Source organism: Dickeya lacustris, assembly GCF_029635795.1.
GTDB lineage: Bacteria > Pseudomonadota > Gammaproteobacteria > Enterobacterales > Enterobacteriaceae > Dickeya > Dickeya lacustris.
Genome location: NZ_CP114280.1, coordinates 623785 through 643605, shown reverse-complemented (window position 1 = coordinate 643605; position 19821 = coordinate 623785). Strand labels below are relative to the sequence as shown.

General features: G+C 53.8%; 18 protein-coding genes. 10 read left to right on the top strand and 8 right to left on the bottom strand.

The window, feature by feature from the left end:
* Nucleotides 1-111: 111 nt before the first annotated feature.
* Nucleotides 112-459 carry a RidA family protein gene (locus tag O1Q98_RS02890; protein ID WP_125259308.1) on the bottom strand — a complete coding sequence of 116 codons (348 nt, stop codon included), beginning with the start codon at nucleotides 457-459 and terminating at the stop codon, nucleotides 112-114.
* Between the two features lie 191 nt (nucleotides 460-650).
* Here O1Q98_RS02890 and yoaA point away from each other — a divergent pair, with 191 nt between their 5' ends.
* From yoaA to rnd, 5 genes are all read left to right on the top strand, one after another.
* Nucleotides 651-2570, top strand: a complete 1920-nt coding sequence (yoaA, locus tag O1Q98_RS02885; protein ID WP_125259309.1) for a DNA repair helicase YoaA — start codon at nucleotides 651-653, stop codon at nucleotides 2568-2570.
* Nucleotides 2571-2631: 61 nt separating this feature from the next.
* A complete protein-coding gene (gene tsaB / locus O1Q98_RS02880) occupies nucleotides 2632-3333 on the top strand; it encodes a tRNA (adenosine(37)-N6)-threonylcarbamoyltransferase complex dimerization subunit type 1 TsaB (RefSeq protein WP_125259310.1) in 702 nt (233 codons plus the stop codon).
* A 205-nt stretch (nucleotides 3334-3538) separates the two neighbouring features.
* Nucleotides 3539-4144: a Slp family lipoprotein gene (locus tag O1Q98_RS02875; protein WP_125259352.1), complete on the top strand. Its 606-nt coding sequence runs from the start codon at nucleotides 3539-3541 to the stop codon at nucleotides 4142-4144.
* 234 nt (nucleotides 4145-4378) lie between these two features.
* Entirely contained in the window at nucleotides 4379-6073 is a 1695-nt protein-coding gene (fadD, locus tag O1Q98_RS02870) for a long-chain-fatty-acid--CoA ligase FadD (protein WP_125259311.1), read from the top strand.
* 198 nt (nucleotides 6074-6271) lie between these two features.
* Complete coding sequence (gene rnd / locus O1Q98_RS02865) at nucleotides 6272-7408, top strand: ribonuclease D (RefSeq protein WP_125259312.1); 1137 nt, start codon at nucleotides 6272-6274, stop codon at nucleotides 7406-7408.
* A gap of 147 nt (nucleotides 7409-7555) precedes the next feature.
* Here the strand turns inward: rnd and minE are convergent, their stop codons facing one another.
* From minE to minC, 3 genes are read right to left on the bottom strand one after another with little or no spacing between them, the layout of a single operon-like run.
* On the bottom strand, nucleotides 7556-7846 hold the full coding sequence (minE, locus tag O1Q98_RS02860) for a cell division topological specificity factor MinE (protein ID WP_125259313.1): 291 nt from the start codon (nucleotides 7844-7846) through the stop codon (nucleotides 7556-7558).
* 3 nt (nucleotides 7847-7849) lie between these two features.
* On the bottom strand, nucleotides 7850-8662 hold the full coding sequence (gene minD / locus O1Q98_RS02855; protein ID WP_125259314.1) for a septum site-determining protein MinD: 813 nt from the start codon (nucleotides 8660-8662) through the stop codon (nucleotides 7850-7852).
* 20 nt (nucleotides 8663-8682) lie between these two features.
* The gene (minC, locus tag O1Q98_RS02850) at nucleotides 8683-9366 is read right to left on the bottom strand and encodes a septum site-determining protein MinC (RefSeq protein WP_125259315.1); all 684 of its coding nucleotides are present in this window, start codon (nucleotides 9364-9366) and stop codon (nucleotides 8683-8685) included.
* A gap of 136 nt (nucleotides 9367-9502) precedes the next feature.
* Between minC and O1Q98_RS02845 the strand changes: the two genes are divergently transcribed.
* The 3 genes from O1Q98_RS02845 (at nucleotide 9503) to O1Q98_RS02835 (ending at nucleotide 11366) form a co-directional block, all read left to right on the top strand.
* Nucleotides 9503-9775, top strand: a complete 273-nt coding sequence (locus tag O1Q98_RS02845; RefSeq protein WP_125259316.1) for a YcgL domain-containing protein — start codon at nucleotides 9503-9505, stop codon at nucleotides 9773-9775.
* Nucleotides 9776-10143: 368 nt separating this feature from the next.
* Nucleotides 10144-10800: a fumarylacetoacetate hydrolase family protein gene (locus O1Q98_RS02840; RefSeq protein ID WP_125259317.1), complete on the top strand. Its 657-nt coding sequence runs from the start codon at nucleotides 10144-10146 to the stop codon at nucleotides 10798-10800.
* A gap of 119 nt (nucleotides 10801-10919) precedes the next feature.
* Nucleotides 10920-11366: a YcgN family cysteine cluster protein gene (locus tag O1Q98_RS02835; RefSeq protein WP_125259318.1), complete on the top strand. Its 447-nt coding sequence runs from the start codon at nucleotides 10920-10922 to the stop codon at nucleotides 11364-11366.
* A gap of 156 nt (nucleotides 11367-11522) precedes the next feature.
* Here the strand turns inward: O1Q98_RS02835 and O1Q98_RS02830 are convergent, their stop codons facing one another.
* A complete protein-coding gene (locus tag O1Q98_RS02830; protein ID WP_125259319.1) occupies nucleotides 11523-12311 on the bottom strand; it encodes a DeoR/GlpR family DNA-binding transcription regulator in 789 nt (262 codons plus the stop codon).
* Nucleotides 12312-12424: 113 nt separating this feature from the next.
* Here O1Q98_RS02830 and hisN point away from each other — a divergent pair, with 113 nt between their 5' ends.
* Together hisN and O1Q98_RS02820 are read left to right on the top strand one after the other, a co-directional pair.
* The gene (hisN, locus tag O1Q98_RS02825) at nucleotides 12425-13216 is read left to right on the top strand and encodes a histidinol-phosphatase (protein WP_125259320.1); all 792 of its coding nucleotides are present in this window, start codon (nucleotides 12425-12427) and stop codon (nucleotides 13214-13216) included.
* A 95-nt stretch (nucleotides 13217-13311) separates the two neighbouring features.
* The gene (locus tag O1Q98_RS02820; protein ID WP_125259321.1) at nucleotides 13312-14490 is read left to right on the top strand and encodes an MFS transporter; all 1179 of its coding nucleotides are present in this window, start codon (nucleotides 13312-13314) and stop codon (nucleotides 14488-14490) included.
* Nucleotides 14491-14542: 52 nt separating this feature from the next.
* Here O1Q98_RS02820 and O1Q98_RS02815 read toward each other — a convergent pair whose 3' ends face one another.
* The 3 genes from O1Q98_RS02815 to O1Q98_RS02805 form a co-directional block, all read right to left on the bottom strand.
* A complete protein-coding gene (locus tag O1Q98_RS02815; protein WP_240632748.1) occupies nucleotides 14543-14701 on the bottom strand; it encodes a hypothetical protein in 159 nt (52 codons plus the stop codon).
* A 134-nt stretch (nucleotides 14702-14835) separates the two neighbouring features.
* Nucleotides 14836-16776 carry a methyl-accepting chemotaxis protein gene (locus O1Q98_RS02810; RefSeq protein ID WP_125259322.1) on the bottom strand — a complete coding sequence of 647 codons (1941 nt, stop codon included), beginning with the start codon at nucleotides 16774-16776 and terminating at the stop codon, nucleotides 14836-14838.
* A 703-nt stretch (nucleotides 16777-17479) separates the two neighbouring features.
* Entirely contained in the window at nucleotides 17480-19456 is a 1977-nt protein-coding gene (locus O1Q98_RS02805) for a methyl-accepting chemotaxis protein (RefSeq protein WP_125259323.1), read from the bottom strand.
* Nucleotides 19457-19821 lie beyond the last annotated feature (365 nt).

The window sequence follows — 19821 nt, the reverse complement described above, 5'->3', positions numbered from 1 at the left end:
GGAGGCTCCTCACATCGATGCTCTTCGCGTCGATGTTTTTCATGTCAATGCTCTTCACGTTGATATCCCCCGCGCCATAGGCCAGGCGCTATGGCGTGAGGGCGTGCTGCATTAACCAACGGCGGCGATAGCTTTGATTTCTACCTTAAATTTGGCGTTCATCAGTTGAGCTTCAACCGTGCAACGCACGGGAGCGCTGCCCGCGACAACCCAGGCATCCCAGGCTGCGTTCATCTCGGCAAAGTCGGCTTTGTCCGCCAGAAAAATCGTTACATCCAGCAGGCGGCTTTTATCAGAACCGGCTTGATGCAGAATGGCATCCAGCGAGGCCAGCGCGTTTTCTGTTTGCGCGCGGGCATTGTCGTCGAGGTTTTCCGGCACGCTGGTGTAATAGAGCGTGTTGTTGTAGATAACGGCATCAGACCAACGTGCATCAGGATTAATCCGGGTGATAGACATACCATCTCTCTTGTTTGCGGCTAAAAGCACGCAGACTAGCATATTTGCAACCGCAGATGATCGTCGCGTGAACGGGGAAAAATCGATGCGTGGGGTGATGCAAGGTGGAGTCTGTGACGGCAACTTGGCATAATCCGCCACTGGATATTCCACCAGCATCAGGCTCAGAACCGCCGGAGAAGAGAGGCGCTGTGACAGCAGAGTGTTTAAACGATGATTTCGCGAATGAGGGCGCTCTGGCACAGGCGATAGCCGGTTTCCAGCCTCGAGAGCCGCAGCGACAGATGGCAAAAGCCGTGGTCGCGGCTATTCACGCCCGTCGGCCATTGGTGGTGGAAGCCGGTACGGGTACGGGAAAAACGTATGCGTATCTGGCGCCAGCGCTGCGCTCGGGTAAGAAAGTGATCATTTCTACCGGCTCGCGAGCGTTACAAGATCAGCTCTACAGCCGCGATTTGCCGATGGTGGCGCAGGCGCTGGGTTTCGCTGGCAAGCTGGCGCTGTTAAAAGGGCGCGCCAATTATTTGTGTATTGAACGGCTGGAGCAGCAGTCACTGGCAGGCGGCGCATTGGGGCCGGAGTTGCTGCGTGAATTGGTGCGCTTACGAAGCTGGTCGGGGCACACCGACGAGGGCGATATCAGTCAGTGTGGCGAAGTGGCGGAAGACAGCGCCGTCTGGCCGCTGGTGACCAGCACCAATGACAATTGTCTTGGCAGCGATTGCCCGAATTACAAAGAGTGCTTTGTGGTTAAGGCGCGCCGCCGCGCGCTGGATGCGGATGTTGTCGTGGTTAACCACCACCTCTATCTGGCGGATATGGTGGTCAAAGAGAGCGGGTTTGCTGAACTGATCCCCGATAGCGAGGTGGTGATTTTTGACGAAGCCCACCAGATACCGGACATCGCCAGCCAGTATTTTGGCCAGCAGCTTACCAGCCGCCAGTTGCTGGACTTGGCAAAAGATATCGTTATTGCCTATCGCACCGAGATTCGTGACGCCAGTCAGTTGCAGAAAAGCGCCGACCGTTTGAGCCAGAGTACCCAGGATTTTCGTCTGGCGCTGGGCGACCCGGGCTTTCGCGGTAATCTTCGCGAGGTAATAACCGAGAGCGGATTGCAGCGCGCGCTGACGCTCCTGGATGATGCGCTGGAGCTGTGCGTTGACGTGGCCAAACTTTCACTTGGGCGTTCGGCATTGCTGGATGCCGCTTTTGAGCGCGCCAGCGTCTACCGTGCCCGGCTAAAGCGTCTGCGTGAGGTGGAGCAACCGGGTTACAGCTATTGGTACGAGTGCAATGCCCGCCACTTCGTGCTGGCGCTGACGCCACTGTCCGTCGCAGATAAGTTTCGTGAGGTGATGAAAGATAAACCGGCTTGCTGGATTTTCACCTCCGCTACGCTGTCGGTTAATGACAACCTGACCCATTTTACCGAGCGCCTTGGCCTTGAACAGGCCGAGACGTTGCTGTTGCCGAGCCCGTTTGATTACGCTCGTCAGGCCTTGCTGTGCGTGCCGCGTCATTTACCGCAATATCTTCGCCCGGATGCGGCCGGTAAACTGGTGACGCTGCTGCGCCCGCTGATAGAGGCTAACCGGGGGCGCTGTTTTATGTTGTGTACCTCACATCAAATGATGCGCGAGCTGGCCGCCGAGTTCCGTGCGCAATTGACGCTACCGGTGCTGGTGCAAGGGGAGACCGGCAAACCGCAGTTACTGGCTCAATTTTTATCTGCCGGCAATGCCTTGCTGGTGGCTACCGGCAGTTTTTGGGAAGGGGTGGATGTGCGAGGTGACGCGCTTTCATGCGTGATAATCGATAAATTGCCGTTTACCTCGCCAGATGACCCGTTACTCAAGGCGCGCATGGAGGATTGCCGTTTGCGCGGCAATGACCCGTTTGACGATGTGCAATTGCCGGATGCGGTGATTACCTTAAAGCAAGGCGTCGGGCGGTTAATTCGCGATGTAACAGACCGGGGCGTTCTGGTCATTTGTGATGACCGGTTAGTCAGCCGTCCTTATGGCGAAGTGTTTCTTAACAGCCTGCCGCCTGCGCCGCGTACCCGCGATTTGCAACGGGCAATGGATTTTCTCATGCACAAGCCGTGACGCTTACCGGCGCGTGCTGTTATCATGCGCGCCGTTGAAATCTTTCCTGCCTGAGGTTGGCATGTCTACGCGAATTTTAGCGCTTGATACGGCGACAGAAGCCTGTTCGGTTGCGCTGTGGAATGATGGTGAAATCTATTCCCTGTTTGAAATTTGCCCGCGCGAGCATACCCAGCGCGTGCTCCCGATGGTGCAACAGGTTTTGTCTGAGCACGGCATTACGCTCAAACAACTGGATGCGCTGGCATTTGGGCGCGGCCCCGGCAGCTTTACCGGCGTGCGTATCGGTATCGGTATTGCGCAAGGGCTGGCGCTGGGCGCGTCCTTGCCGATGCTTGGCGTCTCCACATTGGCAACGCTGGCTCAGGGCGCTCATCGCCTGACCGGTGCCAGACAGGTGCTGGCCGCGATTGATGCCCGGATGGGCGAAGTGTACTGGGCGCAGTATCAGTATGACACGGCGTCTGGCTGGCAGGGTGAGTCGAGCGAGGCGGTGCTGTCTCCTGCGCAATTACAGGCGCAAGCGAGCGCGTTACACGATGACTGGGCGACAGCCGGTACCGGCTGGCAGACGTACCCGGATTTAATTTCGCATCCGGGGCTGAGATTGCAGCCGACGCAAGCGTTACTGCCGCAGGCGCAGGATATGTTGCCGCTGGCGCTACAGCAGTGGCAGCGCGGTGAGGCGGTGAGCGTCGAGCTGGCGCAACCGCGCTATTTGCGCAACGAAGTGGCGTGGAAAAAGTTGCCTGGCCGCGCATAACGGCTATTAGTCATGAGTACCCATGTCATGCAGCGTGTCATAAACGGCTATGTCATGTTGCGTGTTGAAAAACTTCTGGTGTTGAAAACAGTCTAACCGACGAGGCAGGCAAGCCATCGGCAACATGGCCTGCGGGAAACCGTTGCGATGCAAGGTGAAGGTATCGGACGCCTGCTATCGACGATAATCAGACGGAGGCTGGATGATGATGCTGAATAGGTTCTCACAGAAGAGGTTGGGGCGTAGCCTGAGCGTTGCGGCCTACGCTGCGTTGTTGTTAAGCGTGTTGGGTTTATCGGGGTGCGTGAGCCTGCCTGATGAAATCCGTGGTACGTCGGCCACGCCGCAGATGGATTTGCGCCGGGTGATGACGGAGCCTAAGGTTTTCGTCGGCCAGGAATCACGCTTTGGCGGACGGGTGGTGGAGGTGCGTAATGACGCCAATCGCACCCGGCTGGAAATCGTCAGCCTGCCGCTTGATGATGGCGGCAGGCCCGAGCTGGATGCGCCTTCTCCGGGCCGTTTTATCGCCTATATTAATGGCTTTGTTGACCCCGTTGAGGTCAAAAATCAGCTCATTACCGTGGTAGGGCCGATCACCGGCGCGGAACAGGGTAACATTGGCGACAAGCCATACCGTTATGTGGTGGTCGATGTGCGCGGCTACAAACGCTGGCGTGTGGTTCAGCAGGTGATGCTACCGCCTCGCGCCTATGACCCCATGTGGGATCGGCGTTATCACCATGCCTGGGGGCCGGGATGGGATCAGTGGTATGCGCCCGCCCGCGTCGAGTCGGTGGTGACAGAGTAAGGCGGTTAACCCGTCGGGTGTTATTCACCCGGTGGTAAAGCACAGGCGGCTCCGGTCGCCTTATTTTTTGTGTTGAACTATGGCCTGGTGAGAAACCATTGAGAAATAAGTGATCGTCTTCTCAACCTAGAGATTGTTTATTTTGCCCTGACGGATATGGGTTAAAATATTGTTAAAAATCACTCGAATTTGGGATGCATGATGCCACTTAAAAAATATCTCGGGAGTGACGTTTTGGAAAAAATCTGGTTAGCACGTTATCCGGCCGATGTCCCGGCAGAGATTAACCCGGATCGCTATAGTTCGCTAATCGAGCTGTTTGAGCATGCTGTCGCACGTTATGCCGACAGGCCTGCTTTCATCAACATGGGTGAAGCGATGACGTTTCGCCAGTTGGAGGCGCGTAGTCGCGCCTTTGCCGCGTATTTGCAACACCAACTGAAGCTGAAAAAAGGCGAACGTGTCGCGCTGATGATGCCCAATCTGTTGCAGTATCCGGTAGCGCTGTTTGGCGTACTGAGGGCCGGATTGGTGGTGGTGAATGTCAACCCGTTGTACACCCCGCGTGAACTGGAACATCAGCTAAAAGACTGCGGAGCCTCCGCGATTGTGATTGTCTCCAACTTTGCCCATACGCTGGAAAAAGTGGTGTACAACACGCCGATTAAACATGTCATTCTCACGCGCATGGGCGACCAACTGACGGCTGCCAAAGGCACGTTGGTGAACTTTGTGGTGAAGTACATCAAACGGCTGGTGCCGAAATATTATCTGCCGGATGCCATCTCTTTTCGTCAGGTTATCCAACAGGGTAAGAAAATGCCCTACGTAAAACCGCAGATGAATAATCAGGATTTGGCCTTTTTGCAATATACCGGCGGCACGACCGGCGTGGCTAAGGGCGCGATGCTGACACATCGCAATTTACAGGCGAACCTGATGCAGGCCAAAGCCGCCTATGGGCCGGTGCTCAAGGAGGGGCAGGAGAGGGTCGTGACGGCATTGCCGCTCTACCACATCTTTGCGTTAACGGTAAACTGCCTGCTGTTTATTGAACTGGGTGGCACTAACCTGCTTATCACCAACCCGCGCGATATTCCCGGGATGATTAAGGAGCTGGCCCGTCATCCGTTCAGCGCCATTACCGGTGTCAACACGCTGTTTAATGCGCTATTGAATAATCCGGCCTTTCATCAGCTTGATTTCTCTTCGCTGACATTATCGGTTGGCGGTGGCGCAGCGGTGCAGCAAGCAGTTGCCGAGCGTTGGGAAAAGCTGACCGGTCGCCATTTGCTAGAGGGATATGGGTTAACCGAAAGCGCACCGCTGGTGGCCGGTAATCCCTACGACCTTCAGCGCTACAGCGGCAGTATCGGCTTGCCGGTGCCGTCAACGGATGTCCGCATCGTCAATGATGATGGGCAGGACGTCGCGCCCGGTGAGGCCGGTGAGCTCTGGGTGCGCGGGCCTCAGGTGATGTCTGGTTATTGGCAGCAACCGACGGCGACCTGTGACGTACTCAAAGAGGGGTGGCTGGCAACCGGTGACGTTGTCACGGCAGATGCGCAGGGCTTTTTAAAGATAATTGATAGAAAGAAAGACATGATTCTGGTGTCGGGGTTTAACGTCTACCCCAATGAGATAGAAGAGGTTGTGACGCGCCATCCGAAAGTCTCTGAAGCGGCGGCAATTGGCGTACCCAATGCGCTCACGGGGGAAGCGGTGAAGGTTTTCGTGGTTTGCCGCGATCCGTCATTAACGCAAGATGAGCTTATCAGCCACTGTCGCCGTAGTTTGACGGGCTACAAAGTCCCGCGCCTGTTTGAGTTTCGCGATGAGTTGCCCAAATCGAATGTCGGGAAAATTTTGCGTCGTGAGCTACGGAATGAACAGCGGAATGAGCAACGGGATGAACAGTCAGTGGCTTGAGAGTTGCCTGCCATCGACATGACGAGTATGGTGGCGCATGCCGTGCGCCACTGTGTCGCGCGCTTTGTTGGCGATAAAGTGCGTTTTTTGTAATAAGCATTGCGTGTCATCACGGTCGCCGCCGATGGGGTATGGCCGATTTCCGCACCTATTTTCTGCTCCGGTATCCTATCCGGGCATTACCAAGAGAAGGTTGTTTTGAATTATCAGTTAATTACTACCGATGAAGGATTGTCGGCAGTCTGCGCGCTGGCGCGTGCGGTGCCTGATGTGGCGCTGGATACCGAATTTGTACGTACCCGAACCTACTATCCGCAACTGGGCTTGATCCAGCTATATGATGGTGAAAATCTGTCATTAATCGATCCGTTAGCCATTACCGACTGGACGCCGCTGCGGGCGTTATTGCAAGACCCTCAGGTGACAAAATTCCTGCATGCCGGTAGCGAAGATCTTGAAGTCTGCCTGAAGGCGTTTGGCTGCCTGCCTGCACCGTTTATCGATACCCAAATTCTGGCCGCGTTCCTCGGTAAACCGCTTTCGTACGGTTTTGCTGCGCTGGTGGCGGATTACCGCCAGATAACGCTTGATAAAAGCGAGTCCCGTACCGACTGGCTGGCGCGCCCACTCACGGAGAGGCAGTGTCAATATGCGGCGGCTGATGTGTTTTATCTGTTGCCGGTCGCCAGAACCTTGATGATGGAAATTAGCGCGTCAGGCTGGCAAGACGCCGCGCTTGATGAGTGCGCGCAATTGTGCCAGCGCAGGCAAGATGTGCTGATGCCTCAGTGCGCCTACCGCGAGATCGGTAATGCCTGGCAACTGCGAGGCCGCCATTTGGCCTGTTTGCAAAAATTGGCCGCCTGGCGTCTGAGCAAAGCGCGGGAGCGCGACAGCGCGGTGAACTTCATTGTGCGCGAGGAGCACTTGTGGCAGGTCGCCCGTTATCTGCCTGGTTCGTTGGCAGAGTTGGATGCGCTGGGACTGAGTGGCCCGGAAATTCGCTACCATGGTAAAACGCTGCTGGCGTTAGTCGCGGAAACAGCGACATTGTGTGAATCGGCGTATCCACCGGTGGTGCATAATTTGATTGATCAGCCCGGGTATAAGAGCGTTTTCAAAGCTCTCAAGGCTCAGGTGCAACTCTGCGCACAGCAAAGCGGGCTATCCGCTGAATTGCTGGCCTCCCGTCGGCAAATCAATCGCCTGCTGAACTGGCACTGGAAACTCTCACCCCAGGAGCAGGAGCCTGAATTACTGACCGGATGGCGCGGGCGCTTGTTCGGCGAGGCGATAAGAGCCACGCTTGCCGATTATTCGGCCACTGGCTGTTAACCACTGTAGTGTCAATAACCGTAGTACCAATAACCATGGTACAAATAACAGTAGTGCAAATCACCATGGTGTAAACCGCCCCCTGCCGTTATAGCAGGGGCGGTTTTACTTCATGCACGTGGCGTAAGCGGTGCGCCGCAGGCCGGTTTATTTGGCCTGCGGTGAGGGCGATGCCGGCGTTTCATCCGTTTCCGGCAAGGTAACGTTGAGTTCCAGTACCGAAATATCATCACCTTTCTGCTCAAGCTGAACCGTCACCATTTCTGGGTCAATTTGCACATATTTGCAGATAACATCCAGAATATCGCGTTTTAACTGGGGGAGGTAATGAGGCTCGCTGTCTCCCCGGCGGCGTTCTGCAACAATAATTTGCAGCCGCTCCTTGGCGATATTGGCCGTGGTTTTTTTGCGCGATAGAAAGAAATCGAGTAACGCCATGGTTTACCCCCCAAAAAGTCGTTTCAGGAAGCCTTTTTTCTCTTCCTCGATAAAGCGATAAGGTCTCTCTTCGCCAAGCAGTCTGTCTACCGTATCGGCATAGGCTTTGCCCGCGTCAGCCTCTTTATCCAGAATGACCGGTTCGCCCTGGTTGGAGGCGCGCAATACGGATTGATCTTCTGGGATAACGCCTATCAGGGGAATACGTAATATCTCCAGCACATCCTCCATACTCAGCATGTCTCCGCGACTGACGCGTCCCGGGTTGTAGCGCGTGAGCAGCAAATGCTCCTTAATCGGCTCCAGTCCTTGCTCGGCACGGCGAGATTTCGATGACAGAATGCCTAAGATACGGTCAGAGTCGCGCACGGATGAGACTTCAGGGTTGGTGGTAATAACGGCTTCATCCGCAAAGTAGAGCGCCATCAGCGCACCGGTTTCAATACCTGCCGGGGAGTCACAAATGATGAATTCAAACTCCATGTCCGCCAGCTCATTGAGCACTTTTTCCACCCCTTCACGGGTGAGCGCGTCTTTGTCGCGGGTTTGTGAGGCAGGCAGAATGTAGAGGTTCTCGGTGCGTTTGTCTTTTATCAGCGCCTGATTAAGGGTGGCGTCATTCTGGATAACATTCACGAAATCGTAGACGACCCGGCGCTCACATCCCATGATCAGGTCGAGGTTACGCAGGCCGATATCAAAATCGATAACCACCGTTTTCTTGCCTTGCTGGGCTAAACCGGTAGCAATGGCCGCGCTTGAAGTGGTCTTGCCAACGCCCCCTTTACCTGAAGTAACAACGATAATGCGTGCCATAAATAATTCCTTCCAAGGGCCTAATCTAGAGGTTGTATAGTCAGTACATGGTCAGGCAGGCTGAGTTTCAGGCGAGCCGCCTTTGCAAAATAATTTTCGGGTATCTGGTCACTAAGCCAATAGCGACCAGCTATCGATACCAATTCTGCGGCCAACTGGGTGCAAAAAATCTGGCTGGTGGTATCGCCAGAGACACCTGCGAGTGCGCGGCCGCGCATCATGCCATAAATATGAATATTGCCATCGGCAATCACTTCGGCTCCGGCGCTCACATGGCTGGTGACAATTAAATCGGCCTCACGCGCATAGATTTGTTGCCCGGAGCGCACCGGCGTATTGATGACCCGGGTTTTGACCGGCGCGGCAACCGGTACGGGTGAGGGGGCAACCCGCCGGTCTTTTCCTTCGCGCAATAGCGGAAGGCCGGCCGCAGCGATGGACTGTCGGAGTTGCTCATCCTCACATCCACACACGCCAACGACGTGCAAACCGGTGCGGCTAATCGCCTGCTGGAGCTTTGCCCAATCCGCATCGACAGGCAACGCCGAGACATTCACCACCACTGGCGCATTTTTCAAAAACGCTGGCGCTTGATCTATCTTTTCCTGCAAGGCCTGGTGGATGATGTCGGGCTGCGCATCATGCAGATGGACAACGGATAAGGTAAAGTTGCTGCCTTTTAACTCAATTGGCGTGTGTGGCATCAGTCCTGACTCAGTTTCAGCATCTTTAAATCCCCAGAGTAGCATTTAAGGCATGATATTCCAGAGCGCTTTAAGCATGTTATAGTCACATGAAAATACAGGCAAGACACCATCCCCCTTGTTCAGAGTAAAAAACATGTATTGTGTGATCTATAGAAGTTCTAAACGCGATCAAACGTATCTTTATGTCGAAAAAAAAGACGACTTCTCACGTGTGCCCGGCGCATTGATGGAAAGTTTTGGCCGACCACAACCGGTAATGATATTACCGCTTGATGGCAGCAAGACATTGGCTTCGGCAGATATTAACAAGGTAAAACAATCACTTGTTGAACAGGGTTTTTATCTGCAGTTACCGCCACCGCCAGAAAACTTATTGGAAGAATTTCGCGCGACAGTAAAAAAATAATCTTTTTATCACTTTCAGATAATACCCAGTGCGGCCAGCCCAAATTGGCCGCTGTTTTTTAATACAGTCTTATCAGAAATAACCGCGCCGACCTATTAAGATTATTCATGTTATTCAGATACTGATTTATATACAGGTATTATACCCGCAGGAAGAAATAACCCCTCTGTTCTCGATAAACGTCATTTTCTGGTGATTTTTACTGTGTTGTGATTTTTGTGTCATTGTTTTGTTGATTATGTGATGGGTTTTAGAAACGCTTTGTTTATCAATCATGCTTACTTTTCCGGTAGCAATGTCGGTATGATAAAGCCATTGAGCCCGCAGCAGCGGGGATGATTTGCTAACCATCGCTCAGGAGGCGCGGCATGTATCAACACAGAGATTGGCAAGGGGCATTGCTGGATTTTCCGGCCAATAAAGTGGTGTGTGTGGGGAGTAATTATTCCGAGCATATCCGTGAAATGGGCAGTGCCAAACCGGCTGAACCGGTGCTCTTTATTAAACCGGAAACCGCGTTGTGCGATTTGCGCCAGCCGGTGGCCATCCCCAGAGGGTTAGGCGCTGTCCATCATGAGGTGGAGTTGGCCGTATTAATCGGCACGCCGCTCAAACAGGCAACAGAAGAGCGTGTGGCGCGCGCCATTGCCGGTTATGGTGTGGCGCTGGATTTGACACTGCGTGATTTGCAGGCCGGGTTTAAAAAGGCCGGGCAGCCCTGGGAAAAGGCTAAGGGGTTTGATGGCTCCTGCCCGGTTTCGGGATTTATTCCGGTAGCGGAATTTGGCGATCCACAGCAGGCGACGCTAGGACTGACGGTTAATGGCGAGGTACGTCAGCTTGGCAATAGTCAGGACATGATAACGCCCATTCTGCCGTTGATTGCCTACATGAGCCGCTTTTTCACACTGCGGGCCGGCGATATTATTCTGACCGGCACACCGCAAGGCGTTGGTCCGTTGGCGGTGGGGGATGCGTTAACCATCACCCTTAATAATGCGACATTGAGTACCCACGTTATCTGACGGCAGTGATGCATGCGGTTTCCTGCAAAGCGGGGTCATCGGTCTCTTTGCGTCGCAATAACATGCAGGCAACCGCAGTGATGCGCTGCCTGCTTATATTATGTTCGGAATAAATTTCTATGAATTCAATGCCCTTTTGGCAGACCAAAACCCTTGAGCAAATGTCGGATGACGAGTGGGAAGCGCTGTGCGATGGCTGTGGCCGATGCTGCCTGCATAAGCTTATCGATGAGGATACCGACGAACTCTATTTTACTAATGTCGCCTGCAACCAGCTCAATATTAAAAGCTGTCAATGCCGTCATTATGCTAACCGGTTCGAATATGAGCCGGATTGCATCAAGCTGACGCGGGAGAATCTGTTGTCATTTGACTGGCTGCCGGAAAGCTGTGCCTACCGGCGTCTGCATGAAGGAAAAGGGTTGGCCCCTTGGCATCCGTTACTGGCAGGCTCTAAAGCGGCGATGCACCAGGAGCGGATTTCCGTGCGTTACATTGCCGTGCGCGAAAGCGAGGTGGTGGACTGGCAAGACCATATCCTGAATAAACCAGATTGGGCGCGGTGAAGTTGTTATCCACCGCCCAATGTAAAAATGACATCGCGAGTCTGCATTGATGATAAAATAGAAGAATTCTTTTTAAAATCAAATTATTGTATTTAAAATCCTCTTGTTTAGCTTACTTATCCTGTGCCGTTGCCTGTACGCCAACGGCGGTGTTTTTCACGTGGTCTGGGCTGCGTCGGCAATGCGTATCGGTATTTTTTTGTCGATAAACGGCGCGAGTTTTTCCGGTGAAATCGCGCTTTCCACGACCAGCGTGGTTATCTCCTCGCAGGGGATAACATGGTAGCGGGCGACGGCGGGCAGTTTATCTGCCGTCATCGCCACGACCACATGGCTGCTTTTTCGCGCGGCGATGTGTTTGAATTCAGCATCTTCGTAATCGAACACCGTTAACCCTGCCGCGACATCCAGCGCGCAGCCGCCTAAAAAGCAAACATCAAACGCTATCTTCTCCAGCTGTTTTTGCGGTGTGATGCCGAGCGCACCGCCAATGTGCGGCTGCACCCGTCCGCCGAGCATGATCACCTCAGCATGGGGCGATTTCATCATTTCCACGGCGATGGCCGGAGAATTGGTGACAACGGTGACGGATAATGACGCCGGGATCGCTCTGGCAATCGCCAGATTGGTTGAGCCTGAATCGATAAAGACACACTGGCCGTCCTGAATCAGGGCCGCAGCGCACTGACCTAACGCTTCTTTGCTTTCGTTGTCGGTAGCGGTTCGCGTCATAAAATGACCGCCGTCCGGGGCCAGACTCACGGCTCCGCCATAGACACGCTTGCACGCGCCTTCCCGCGCCAACTCCTGCAAATCACGCCGTATGGTGTGTTCCGATACCTGTAACTCTTGTGACAGCAGGGTGCAAACCACCCGGCCTTCCTTACGTAACCTATCCCGGATCAGGGATTGTCTCTGCTCAGGAAAAGATGCATAATCGAGCATAATAAAGCCTTATATATAGTTTAATCGAGCAAAACGAGCAGACTTAATCATTGACGCGACACGTTGTCAATCTTGGCGCGATGATGTGCCATTTAGTATAAGAGGTGAAGACCATGAATCAGCAACTGCCGGATATCGCATTTTTTCATCGCCTGGCGGCTGCCGCCAGTGAGCAAACGTTGCCGCGCTTTCGATCGCATCAGGATCTGCATATTGGCAGCAAACCCAAAGAGGGTTTTCGTTTCGATCCGGTGACGGATGCCGACCGGGAAGCGGAGCGGGTGATTCGGGCGTTGATTAACGAGCACTACCCGGAACATGCGATTGTGGGTGAAGAGTTTGGCGCAACCGGCAGCGGCGATATGCAGTGGGTGCTTGACCCGGTCGATGGCACCCGGCCATTTCTGTGCGGGTTGCCGGTGTGGGGGACACTGATTGGTCTGCTGTATCAAGGCCGTGCGGTGATGGGCATGATGAGCCAACCCTTCACCGGAGAGTCGTTTTGGGCGGATGGGGCGCAGGCTTACTATCGTGGCCCACGGGGTGAGCAGCGCATCGAAACCCGCAAAGGGGTGTCGCTGGATAAGGCGATTTTGCACACCACATCGCCGGAGCCGATTGGCCGTCACCCACAGGTGCATTTCTCGGAACTGGCGGCCCGCGTTCGGATGACCCGTTACGGCGGCGAGTGTTATGCAATGGCGATGCTGGCGGCCGGGCACATTGATATCTGTCTGGAGTATTCGCTACAACCTTATGATATTGCAGCCTTCATTCCTATCGTAGAACAAGCCGGTGGCGTGGTGACAACGTTACAGGGCGGGCGCGCGGAGGCCGGTAGGCTGATTGTGGCAACCGGCTGTCCTCGCCTGCATGAAGCGGTGCTGCAACGGCTTAATGGATAACGGATAACGGATAACGGATAACGCCGATGTCCTGACAGGCAGCCTGCGCTGCCGTGGTGATTGACCCCTTCTTTTCATATGAGACAGTCTTGTTTATGCAACAGTTAACGGATTCGCAGAACACAACGCATTTCTCCACCGCCGTGGGCGAGGTGCCGGGGCGACGCGAACAACGCGCGACGCGCGTGATGTTTTTTTTAGCCGGGTTTGCTACCGCTGTTTGGGCGGCGCTGGTGCCCTTCGCCAGGCTAAATACCGGTGTTGATGACGCTACGCTTGGCCTGTTGTTGCTGTGTCTGGGTGGTGGTGCGCTGGTGGCGATGCCGCTCACTGGCGTGTTGACCACGCGATGGGGGTGTCGCAAGGTGCTGGCGCTGGCGATACTGCTATTTAGCCTGATACTGCCGTGGCTGGCGGTTATCCCGAATACGGCGTTGCTGGCGCTGGCATTGCTGATGTTTGGCATCGGCGTCGGTACGACCGATTGTGCGATGAACGTACAGGCGATTCTGGTGGAAAAGGCGGCCGGTAAAGCCATGATGTCGGGGTTCCACGGATTTTACAGTATTGGCGGCATCATCGGTGCCGGGGCGATGAGCGGCATGATGTCGCTGGGGTTATCGCCGTTAGCCGCCTGCCTGCTGAGTGTTATCACGGCCATCATGTTGCTGCTGACACACCTGTCTGGCCTGCTGACCTATGCGAATCCGCCGGAGGGCCCGTCATTTGCGATTCCTCGCGGTGCGGTGCTGGTATTAGGCCTGATCTGTTTTGCCGTGTTTTTGGCGGAAGGAGCGGTACTGGACTGGAGCGCGGTGTTCCTGATTGAGCATCGCAGTATGGTGCAGGCGCAAGGCGCGCTCGGTTTTGCGTGTTTTGCCGCCGCCATGACGCTTGGCCGCCTGACCGGAGACCGGGTGGTGACAACGCTGGGATCGCAACCGGTGGTCATGCTGGGCGCTGCGCTGGCTGTGGCGGGGCTAATGCTGGTGGTCTGGCTGCCGTATTGGTTGGCCGCGTTGCTCGGTTATGCGCTGATCGGGCTGGGGTGTTCGAATATCGTGCCTATCATGTTTTCCGCCATTGGCCGCCAGACCAGCATGTCGCAGGCCGCTGCGGTGCCGGCGGTGACGACGCTTGGCTATCTCGGAATACTGGCGGGGCCGGCCAGTATTGGGTTTATTGCCCAGCACAGTAGCCTGTCGAGTGCGTTTTTAGTGGTCGCGGCGTTGTTAGCCTTGGTTGGCCTGAGTGCGAAGACGGTGAAGGTTTAGCCTTTTGTCATGGCACCTTCCGGCCACACGCCGCTGAACCCGCTTAGGTGGCTCAGGCGGTGATAAACGCCTGATACCACGGCCTGATCTGTGCGGTGATGGTGCGATTGGCGGCCTCAAACGCCCGGCCATCGCGCGTTCGCACCGGGGGGATGCCTGCCAGCGTACCGGTGACGAAGGCTGCGCTGGCATGGGCTTGTCTGGCGTACAACGTACAATTCTGGTGTACAACGTACTATTCTGACGTACAGCGTACCATTCTGACGTACAACGCCCCCCAGCAGCCTTGCGTCCGGTTAATGTTATATACCCAGTTAATGTTATACCCAGTTAATGTTGCGCTCGTTAGAAGGATTCCCAGTCATGCTTGCTGTTTGTTTCGCTCGCCAGCATCAGCGGCTTGCGCGCGGCGCTTATCGGGGCCGCGCGGTGGCGTGAGGCGGCGTTGTCCTCGCTATTGCCGAGCCGGAACACCGAAACTGCCTGCGCCAGTGTGACGGACTGCTCTTCAAGAGAGTTGGCGGCGGCAGACGACTCTTCGACCAGCGCGGCGTTTTGCTGGGTGGTGGCATCCATTTCGGCGACGGCGGCGGAAATCTGGTTGATGCCGCGACTCTGTTCATCAGAAGCGGAGGCTATCTCATCCATGATGTCGTGGACGTGCGAAATGGAGCGAATGATGTCATCCATGGTTTGACCGGCGCTTTCGACCAGTCTGGAGCCGGTGTTGACGCGGGAAACCGATTCGCCAATCAAGGTTTCAATCTCTTTGGCGGCTTGCGCGCTGCGCTGGGCGAGACTGCGCACTTCACCGGCGACGACGGCGAAACCGCGCCCCTGCTCACCGGCTCTGGCAGCTTCCACGGCGGCATTCAGTGCCAGAATGTTAGTCTGAAACGCGATACCGTTAATCACCGAGGTGATTTCAGAAATCCGTTTGGAGCTGCCAGCGATATCGCTCATGGTTTTGACCACGTCGGTGACGATGGCACCGCCTTTACTGGCGTTGGTCGAGGCTTCTGCCGCCAGTTGTGAGGCGTGATGGGCATTATCGGCGTTCTGTTTAACGGTGGAGGTCAACTGCTCCATGCTGGCAGCGGTTTCGACCACGGCGGCGGACTGCTGTTCGGTGCGAGAGGAGAGGTCGGTATTACCGGCGGCGATTTCGGAGGCGGCGGAGGCCACGCTGCTGACGCCTTCACGAATCGAGCCAATCATGTCGCGCAGCTTCATGCTCATGTCATTCATGGCATTCATCAGTTTACCGAGTTCATCTTTACGCGAAACGGCAAGGGAGGCGGAGAGGTCGCCATTGGCGATTTTCTCGGCCATGGACAGGCTCTGATGTAACGGGCGGGTAAGCTGTAACGTTATCCGCCAGGCCATCAGGATACCGGCGACGATAATCGCTATACCGATAAACAGCTGGCTGTACTGCGACTGTGTGATGATATTGGACACTTTAACCAATTGCGCCTGGTAGAGCTGGTCAACCGCCTGATTAAGAGTGTTGGCAATGCCCGTCATCCGCTGTGCGGCACTCATTTCGGCCTGATAAGCGGCCGTGTAGAGAGTGACATCGCCATTGTAGGTGACAAACTGCTGCCAGACGCGGTTTAAGCCATCTTGCTGCTCATTTGCAAAACGCGGCAGCAACTGGTTGATGAGCGTGCCGGTGTCGGCCAGCATTTTGCGCAGGCGGGCTTCGGTTTTGTCTGACTGGGTCAGCGTTAACTCATGCGCCAGGCTGCTGATCGTGGTGAAACGCTCGCGCAGCGCTAAATAGTCTACGCGCAGCTCGGCGGATAAAGGCGCACGATCAAACTGTTGATGCAGGTTATCAATGGCGATGTTGATGGTGTCGTTATCGAGCTTTTGCGCTGCGGCATCGCGTTTTTGGCTGGCTGCGACCAGGTTTTCCCGCGCGAGAGCATAGGCTTTGGTGGTTTGGATGACTTTATCCAGTACCACACGGGTGTCGGCATCCCAGGTTAGCGTTTGCGCGGTATCCAGCTCGCGGGCCATTTTATTAAGCAATTCGCCGTTTTTATTGATGGCCGCATAATCATGGGTATATTGAAAACGCACGCGCTCACGGCGGGCTTCTTCCAGATAGCTATTAACATTATTGCTGATAATCGATTTCTTTGAGTAGGCATCAATATTGCGAAAGCCGTTTATCCCTGACAGCATGATGATCGCTGCCATCAGTAATATCAGGCCAAATCCGATAGCGAGCTTTACGCCAACGCGAAAATTATTATAAGCGCCAAGAACAGTATTCATCAGTCCTTCCTTTTCTTTTGATTGTGATGGGTATGACGAGTGAAAAACCGGCTTAAAATGTCCTTGAGTAACCGCCAGTGGCGGACGCATCCAATAACGTGCCTTTCTTATTATTTTATTTATGACCCTATACAGCCACCAATCGATTATTTGTGTCTTCCGTCGATGTTTTTTCATGATGGCAATGATGACGATGTGGCTGTTTTTTGAACGAATTAACCATTCAAAGCTATGATAACTCCATCATAAACATAAATAAAGCTAATGTGGTTTTTCTGTTGATGACGCCGTTAATTGACAGAGGAATAACCGGAATGTGGCGAGGGGGCAGCAGAGTTTGCCCGCTTGTAACGCGAAGAGGTGAAATGTAACAGTGCCGTTTGAAAGGGAGATAATTAAAAGCGTTTTAATAAATTAGAACCTGTTTAGTATTGATATCTTGCATGCGGTTTATTTCCTGTCTTTATGCTATTAACAGGTATTTATGATGAATGATTTTATCGCCGATGTGCTATTCAATAGAGCGATAAAATAACAAATACTTATGGTGTTGGCAGGGGCAGCGATGGCCGAGAAAATGTTATGCCCGCCAATTAAGGCGGGCGGCAATTAATAGAGTTTATGAAAATCTACACCCAAAATAATTTGAGTTGCAGGAGCGCAGCCAACACGCCTGCAACATGAAATATGACGGGTATAAATATTAAAAGGCTTCCCAGTCATCTTTACTGCTGTTTGCGCTGCGGCTTTTTGCCGCTTTAGCCTGAGGTGCGCGGGTCGCCAGCATCAGCGGCTTGCGCGCGGCGCTTATCGGGGCCGCGCGGTGGCGTGAGGCGGCGTTGTCTTCGCTATTGCCGAGCCGGAACACCGAAACCGCCTGCGCCAGCGTGACGGACTGCTCTTCAAGAGAGTTGGCGGCGGCAGACGACTCTTCGACCAGCGCGGCGTTTTGCTGGGTGGTGGCATCCATTTCGGCGACGGCGGCGGAAATCTGGTTGATGCCGCGACTCTGCTCATCAGAAGCGGAGGCTATCTCATCCATGATGTCGTGGACGTGCGAAATGGAGCGAATGATGTCATCCATGGTTTGACCGGCGCTTTCGACCAGTCTGGAGCCGGTGTTGACGCGGGAAACCGATTCGCCAATCAGGGTTTCAATCTCTTTGGCGGCTTGCGCGCTGCGCTGGGCGAGATTGCGCACTTCACCGGCGACGACGGCGAAACCGCGCCCCTGCTCACCGGCTCTGGCGGCTTCCACGGCGGCATTCAGTGCCAGAATGTTAGTCTGAAACGCGATGCCGTTAATCACCGAGGTAATTTCAGAAATACGCTTGGAGCTGCCGGCGATATCGCTCATGGTTTTGACCACGTCGGTGACGATGGCACCGCCTTTACTGGCGTTGGCTGAGGCATCGGCTGCCAGTTGTGAGGCGTGATGGGCGTTATCGGCGTTTTGTTTAACGGTGGAAGTCAACTGCTCCATGCTGGCGGCGGTTTCGACCACGGCGGCGGACTGCTGCTCGGTGCGAGAGGAGAGGTCGGTATTACCGGCGGCGATTTCGGAGGCGGCGGAGGCCACGCTGCTGACGCCTTCACGAATCGAGCCAATCATGTCGCGCAGCTTCATGCTCATGTCATTCATGGCATTCATCAGTTTACCGAGTTCATCTTTACGCGAAACGGCAAGGGAAGCGGAGAGGTCGCCATTGGCGATTTTCTCGGCCATGGACAGGCTCTGATGTAACGGGCGGGTAAGCTGTAACGTTATCCGCCAGGCCATCAGGATGCCGAGAGCGATAATCACCAGACCGGTTATCACCAACTGCCATTGCGAGCCAATCGTGGTGTCTCTGATTTGCGGTAACTGGCGCTGATACAAATCGTTAGACAGACTGTCCATGGTCGCCGCCGCGTTTGACATCGTTTTGGCGGCGGTATTTTCATCCTGTACGGACTTCATGTAACTATCAATATAACCGGTGTAGGCGGAGAAGAATTGTAAGGCCTGGTTTAGCTGTCCTTGCTGCTCAGGCGAAAATTTGCTTAATGACTGACTGAATGCACTTTTCATGTTACCGAGCGCAGTACGAAGGTTGGCTTCGGATTGCGCCGTCGGATTCACCAGCAATTCATGCGCTAAATCACGGGCCTCGGACAGTTGTTCCGAGAGGAGAACAAATTCGCTTCTTAATTCCGGCGTCAGCGTGGTGCCATTTAGCTGAGAACGTAATAGCGTAATAACATCGGCACTGTTATTTCTGTTCAGTTTTAGCGCGATGGTATCGCGTTGTTGGCTGGCTTTGATTAACGCTTCGCGAGCAGGAAGGTAATCCTTATAGCTATTACTTAATTGATCGAGTAATTGCTTTGATTCCGAACGCCACGAGAGCTGATGCGCCTGCTCCAGTGACTGGCCGACCTTGGTCATCAGGTCGCCGACTTTATTAATTGCGGTGTAATCGTGAGTATATTGAAACGTGAGGCGGGCGCGTCTGGCCTCATTCAAATTGTTATTAATGTCATTACTGATAATCGATTTATTGACAAATGCATCAATATTACGAAAGCCATTTACGCCTGATAGCATAATGAAAGTGGACATAAGTAAAATCAGTCCAAAACCGATTGCCAGTTTTATGCCGACATTCAGGTTGTTATAACTATTAAGAATTGTAGTCATTCAGCGATTCCTATAGGGCTAAGTGCGTTGACGAGTCAAAGTCAACAGAGGCTAACCATCTGTTAACGTCCGTGTTATTGCAAAAATAAGAGATGGTTTTTTCAGCGCAGAGAAAAACGTGTGAATGTTATCACATTTTTCAGATGTGGGAATGGGCGGTAAAATAATGAAATAACAAACTATTTACGTTCTTTATTCCAGATTATTTCTTGCTTATTTTTTATTCTCCTTTTTAGCCCTGAATTGTTTTCATGTACTAGTGATATAGCGCATTGCTGTCATTTTTTCTCATTACTTATTCAAAAAATTATTTTTAGATTGTCGTAATAAATCATATTTTTTCATTTTATCTCGGATGAGGAAAT

Bases quoted from the DNA above. Each gene is read 5' to 3' on its own strand.
- O1Q98_RS02890 (WP_125259308.1), bottom strand. From the start codon at position 459: ATGTCTATCACCCGGATTAATCCTGATGCACGTTGGTCTGATGCCGTT.
- tsaB (WP_125259310.1), top strand. From the start codon at position 2,632: ATGTCTACGCGAATTTTAGCGCTTGATACGGCGACAGAAGCCTGTTCG.
- O1Q98_RS02875 (WP_125259352.1), top strand. From the start codon at position 3,539: ATGATGCTGAATAGGTTCTCACAGAAGAGGTTGGGGCGTAGCCTGAGC.
- minE (WP_125259313.1), bottom strand. From the start codon at position 7,846: ATGGCGTTACTCGATTTCTTTCTATCGCGCAAAAAAACCACGGCCAAT.
- minD (WP_125259314.1), bottom strand. From the start codon at position 8,662: ATGGCACGCATTATCGTTGTTACTTCAGGTAAAGGGGGCGTTGGCAAG.
- minC (WP_125259315.1), bottom strand. From the start codon at position 9,366: ATGCCACACACGCCAATTGAGTTAAAAGGCAGCAACTTTACCTTATCC.
- O1Q98_RS02845 (WP_125259316.1), top strand. From the start codon at position 9,503: ATGTATTGTGTGATCTATAGAAGTTCTAAACGCGATCAAACGTATCTT.
- O1Q98_RS02840 (WP_125259317.1), top strand. From the start codon at position 10,144: ATGTATCAACACAGAGATTGGCAAGGGGCATTGCTGGATTTTCCGGCC.
- O1Q98_RS02835 (WP_125259318.1), top strand. From the start codon at position 10,920: ATGAATTCAATGCCCTTTTGGCAGACCAAAACCCTTGAGCAAATGTCG.
- O1Q98_RS02830 (WP_125259319.1), bottom strand. From the start codon at position 12,311: ATGCTCGATTATGCATCTTTTCCTGAGCAGAGACAATCCCTGATCCGG.
- hisN (WP_125259320.1), top strand. From the start codon at position 12,425: ATGAATCAGCAACTGCCGGATATCGCATTTTTTCATCGCCTGGCGGCT.
- O1Q98_RS02820 (WP_125259321.1), top strand. From the start codon at position 13,312: ATGCAACAGTTAACGGATTCGCAGAACACAACGCATTTCTCCACCGCC.
- O1Q98_RS02810 (WP_125259322.1), bottom strand. From the start codon at position 16,776: ATGAATACTGTTCTTGGCGCTTATAATAATTTTCGCGTTGGCGTAAAG.
- O1Q98_RS02805 (WP_125259323.1), bottom strand. From the start codon at position 19,456: ATGACTACAATTCTTAATAGTTATAACAACCTGAATGTCGGCATAAAA.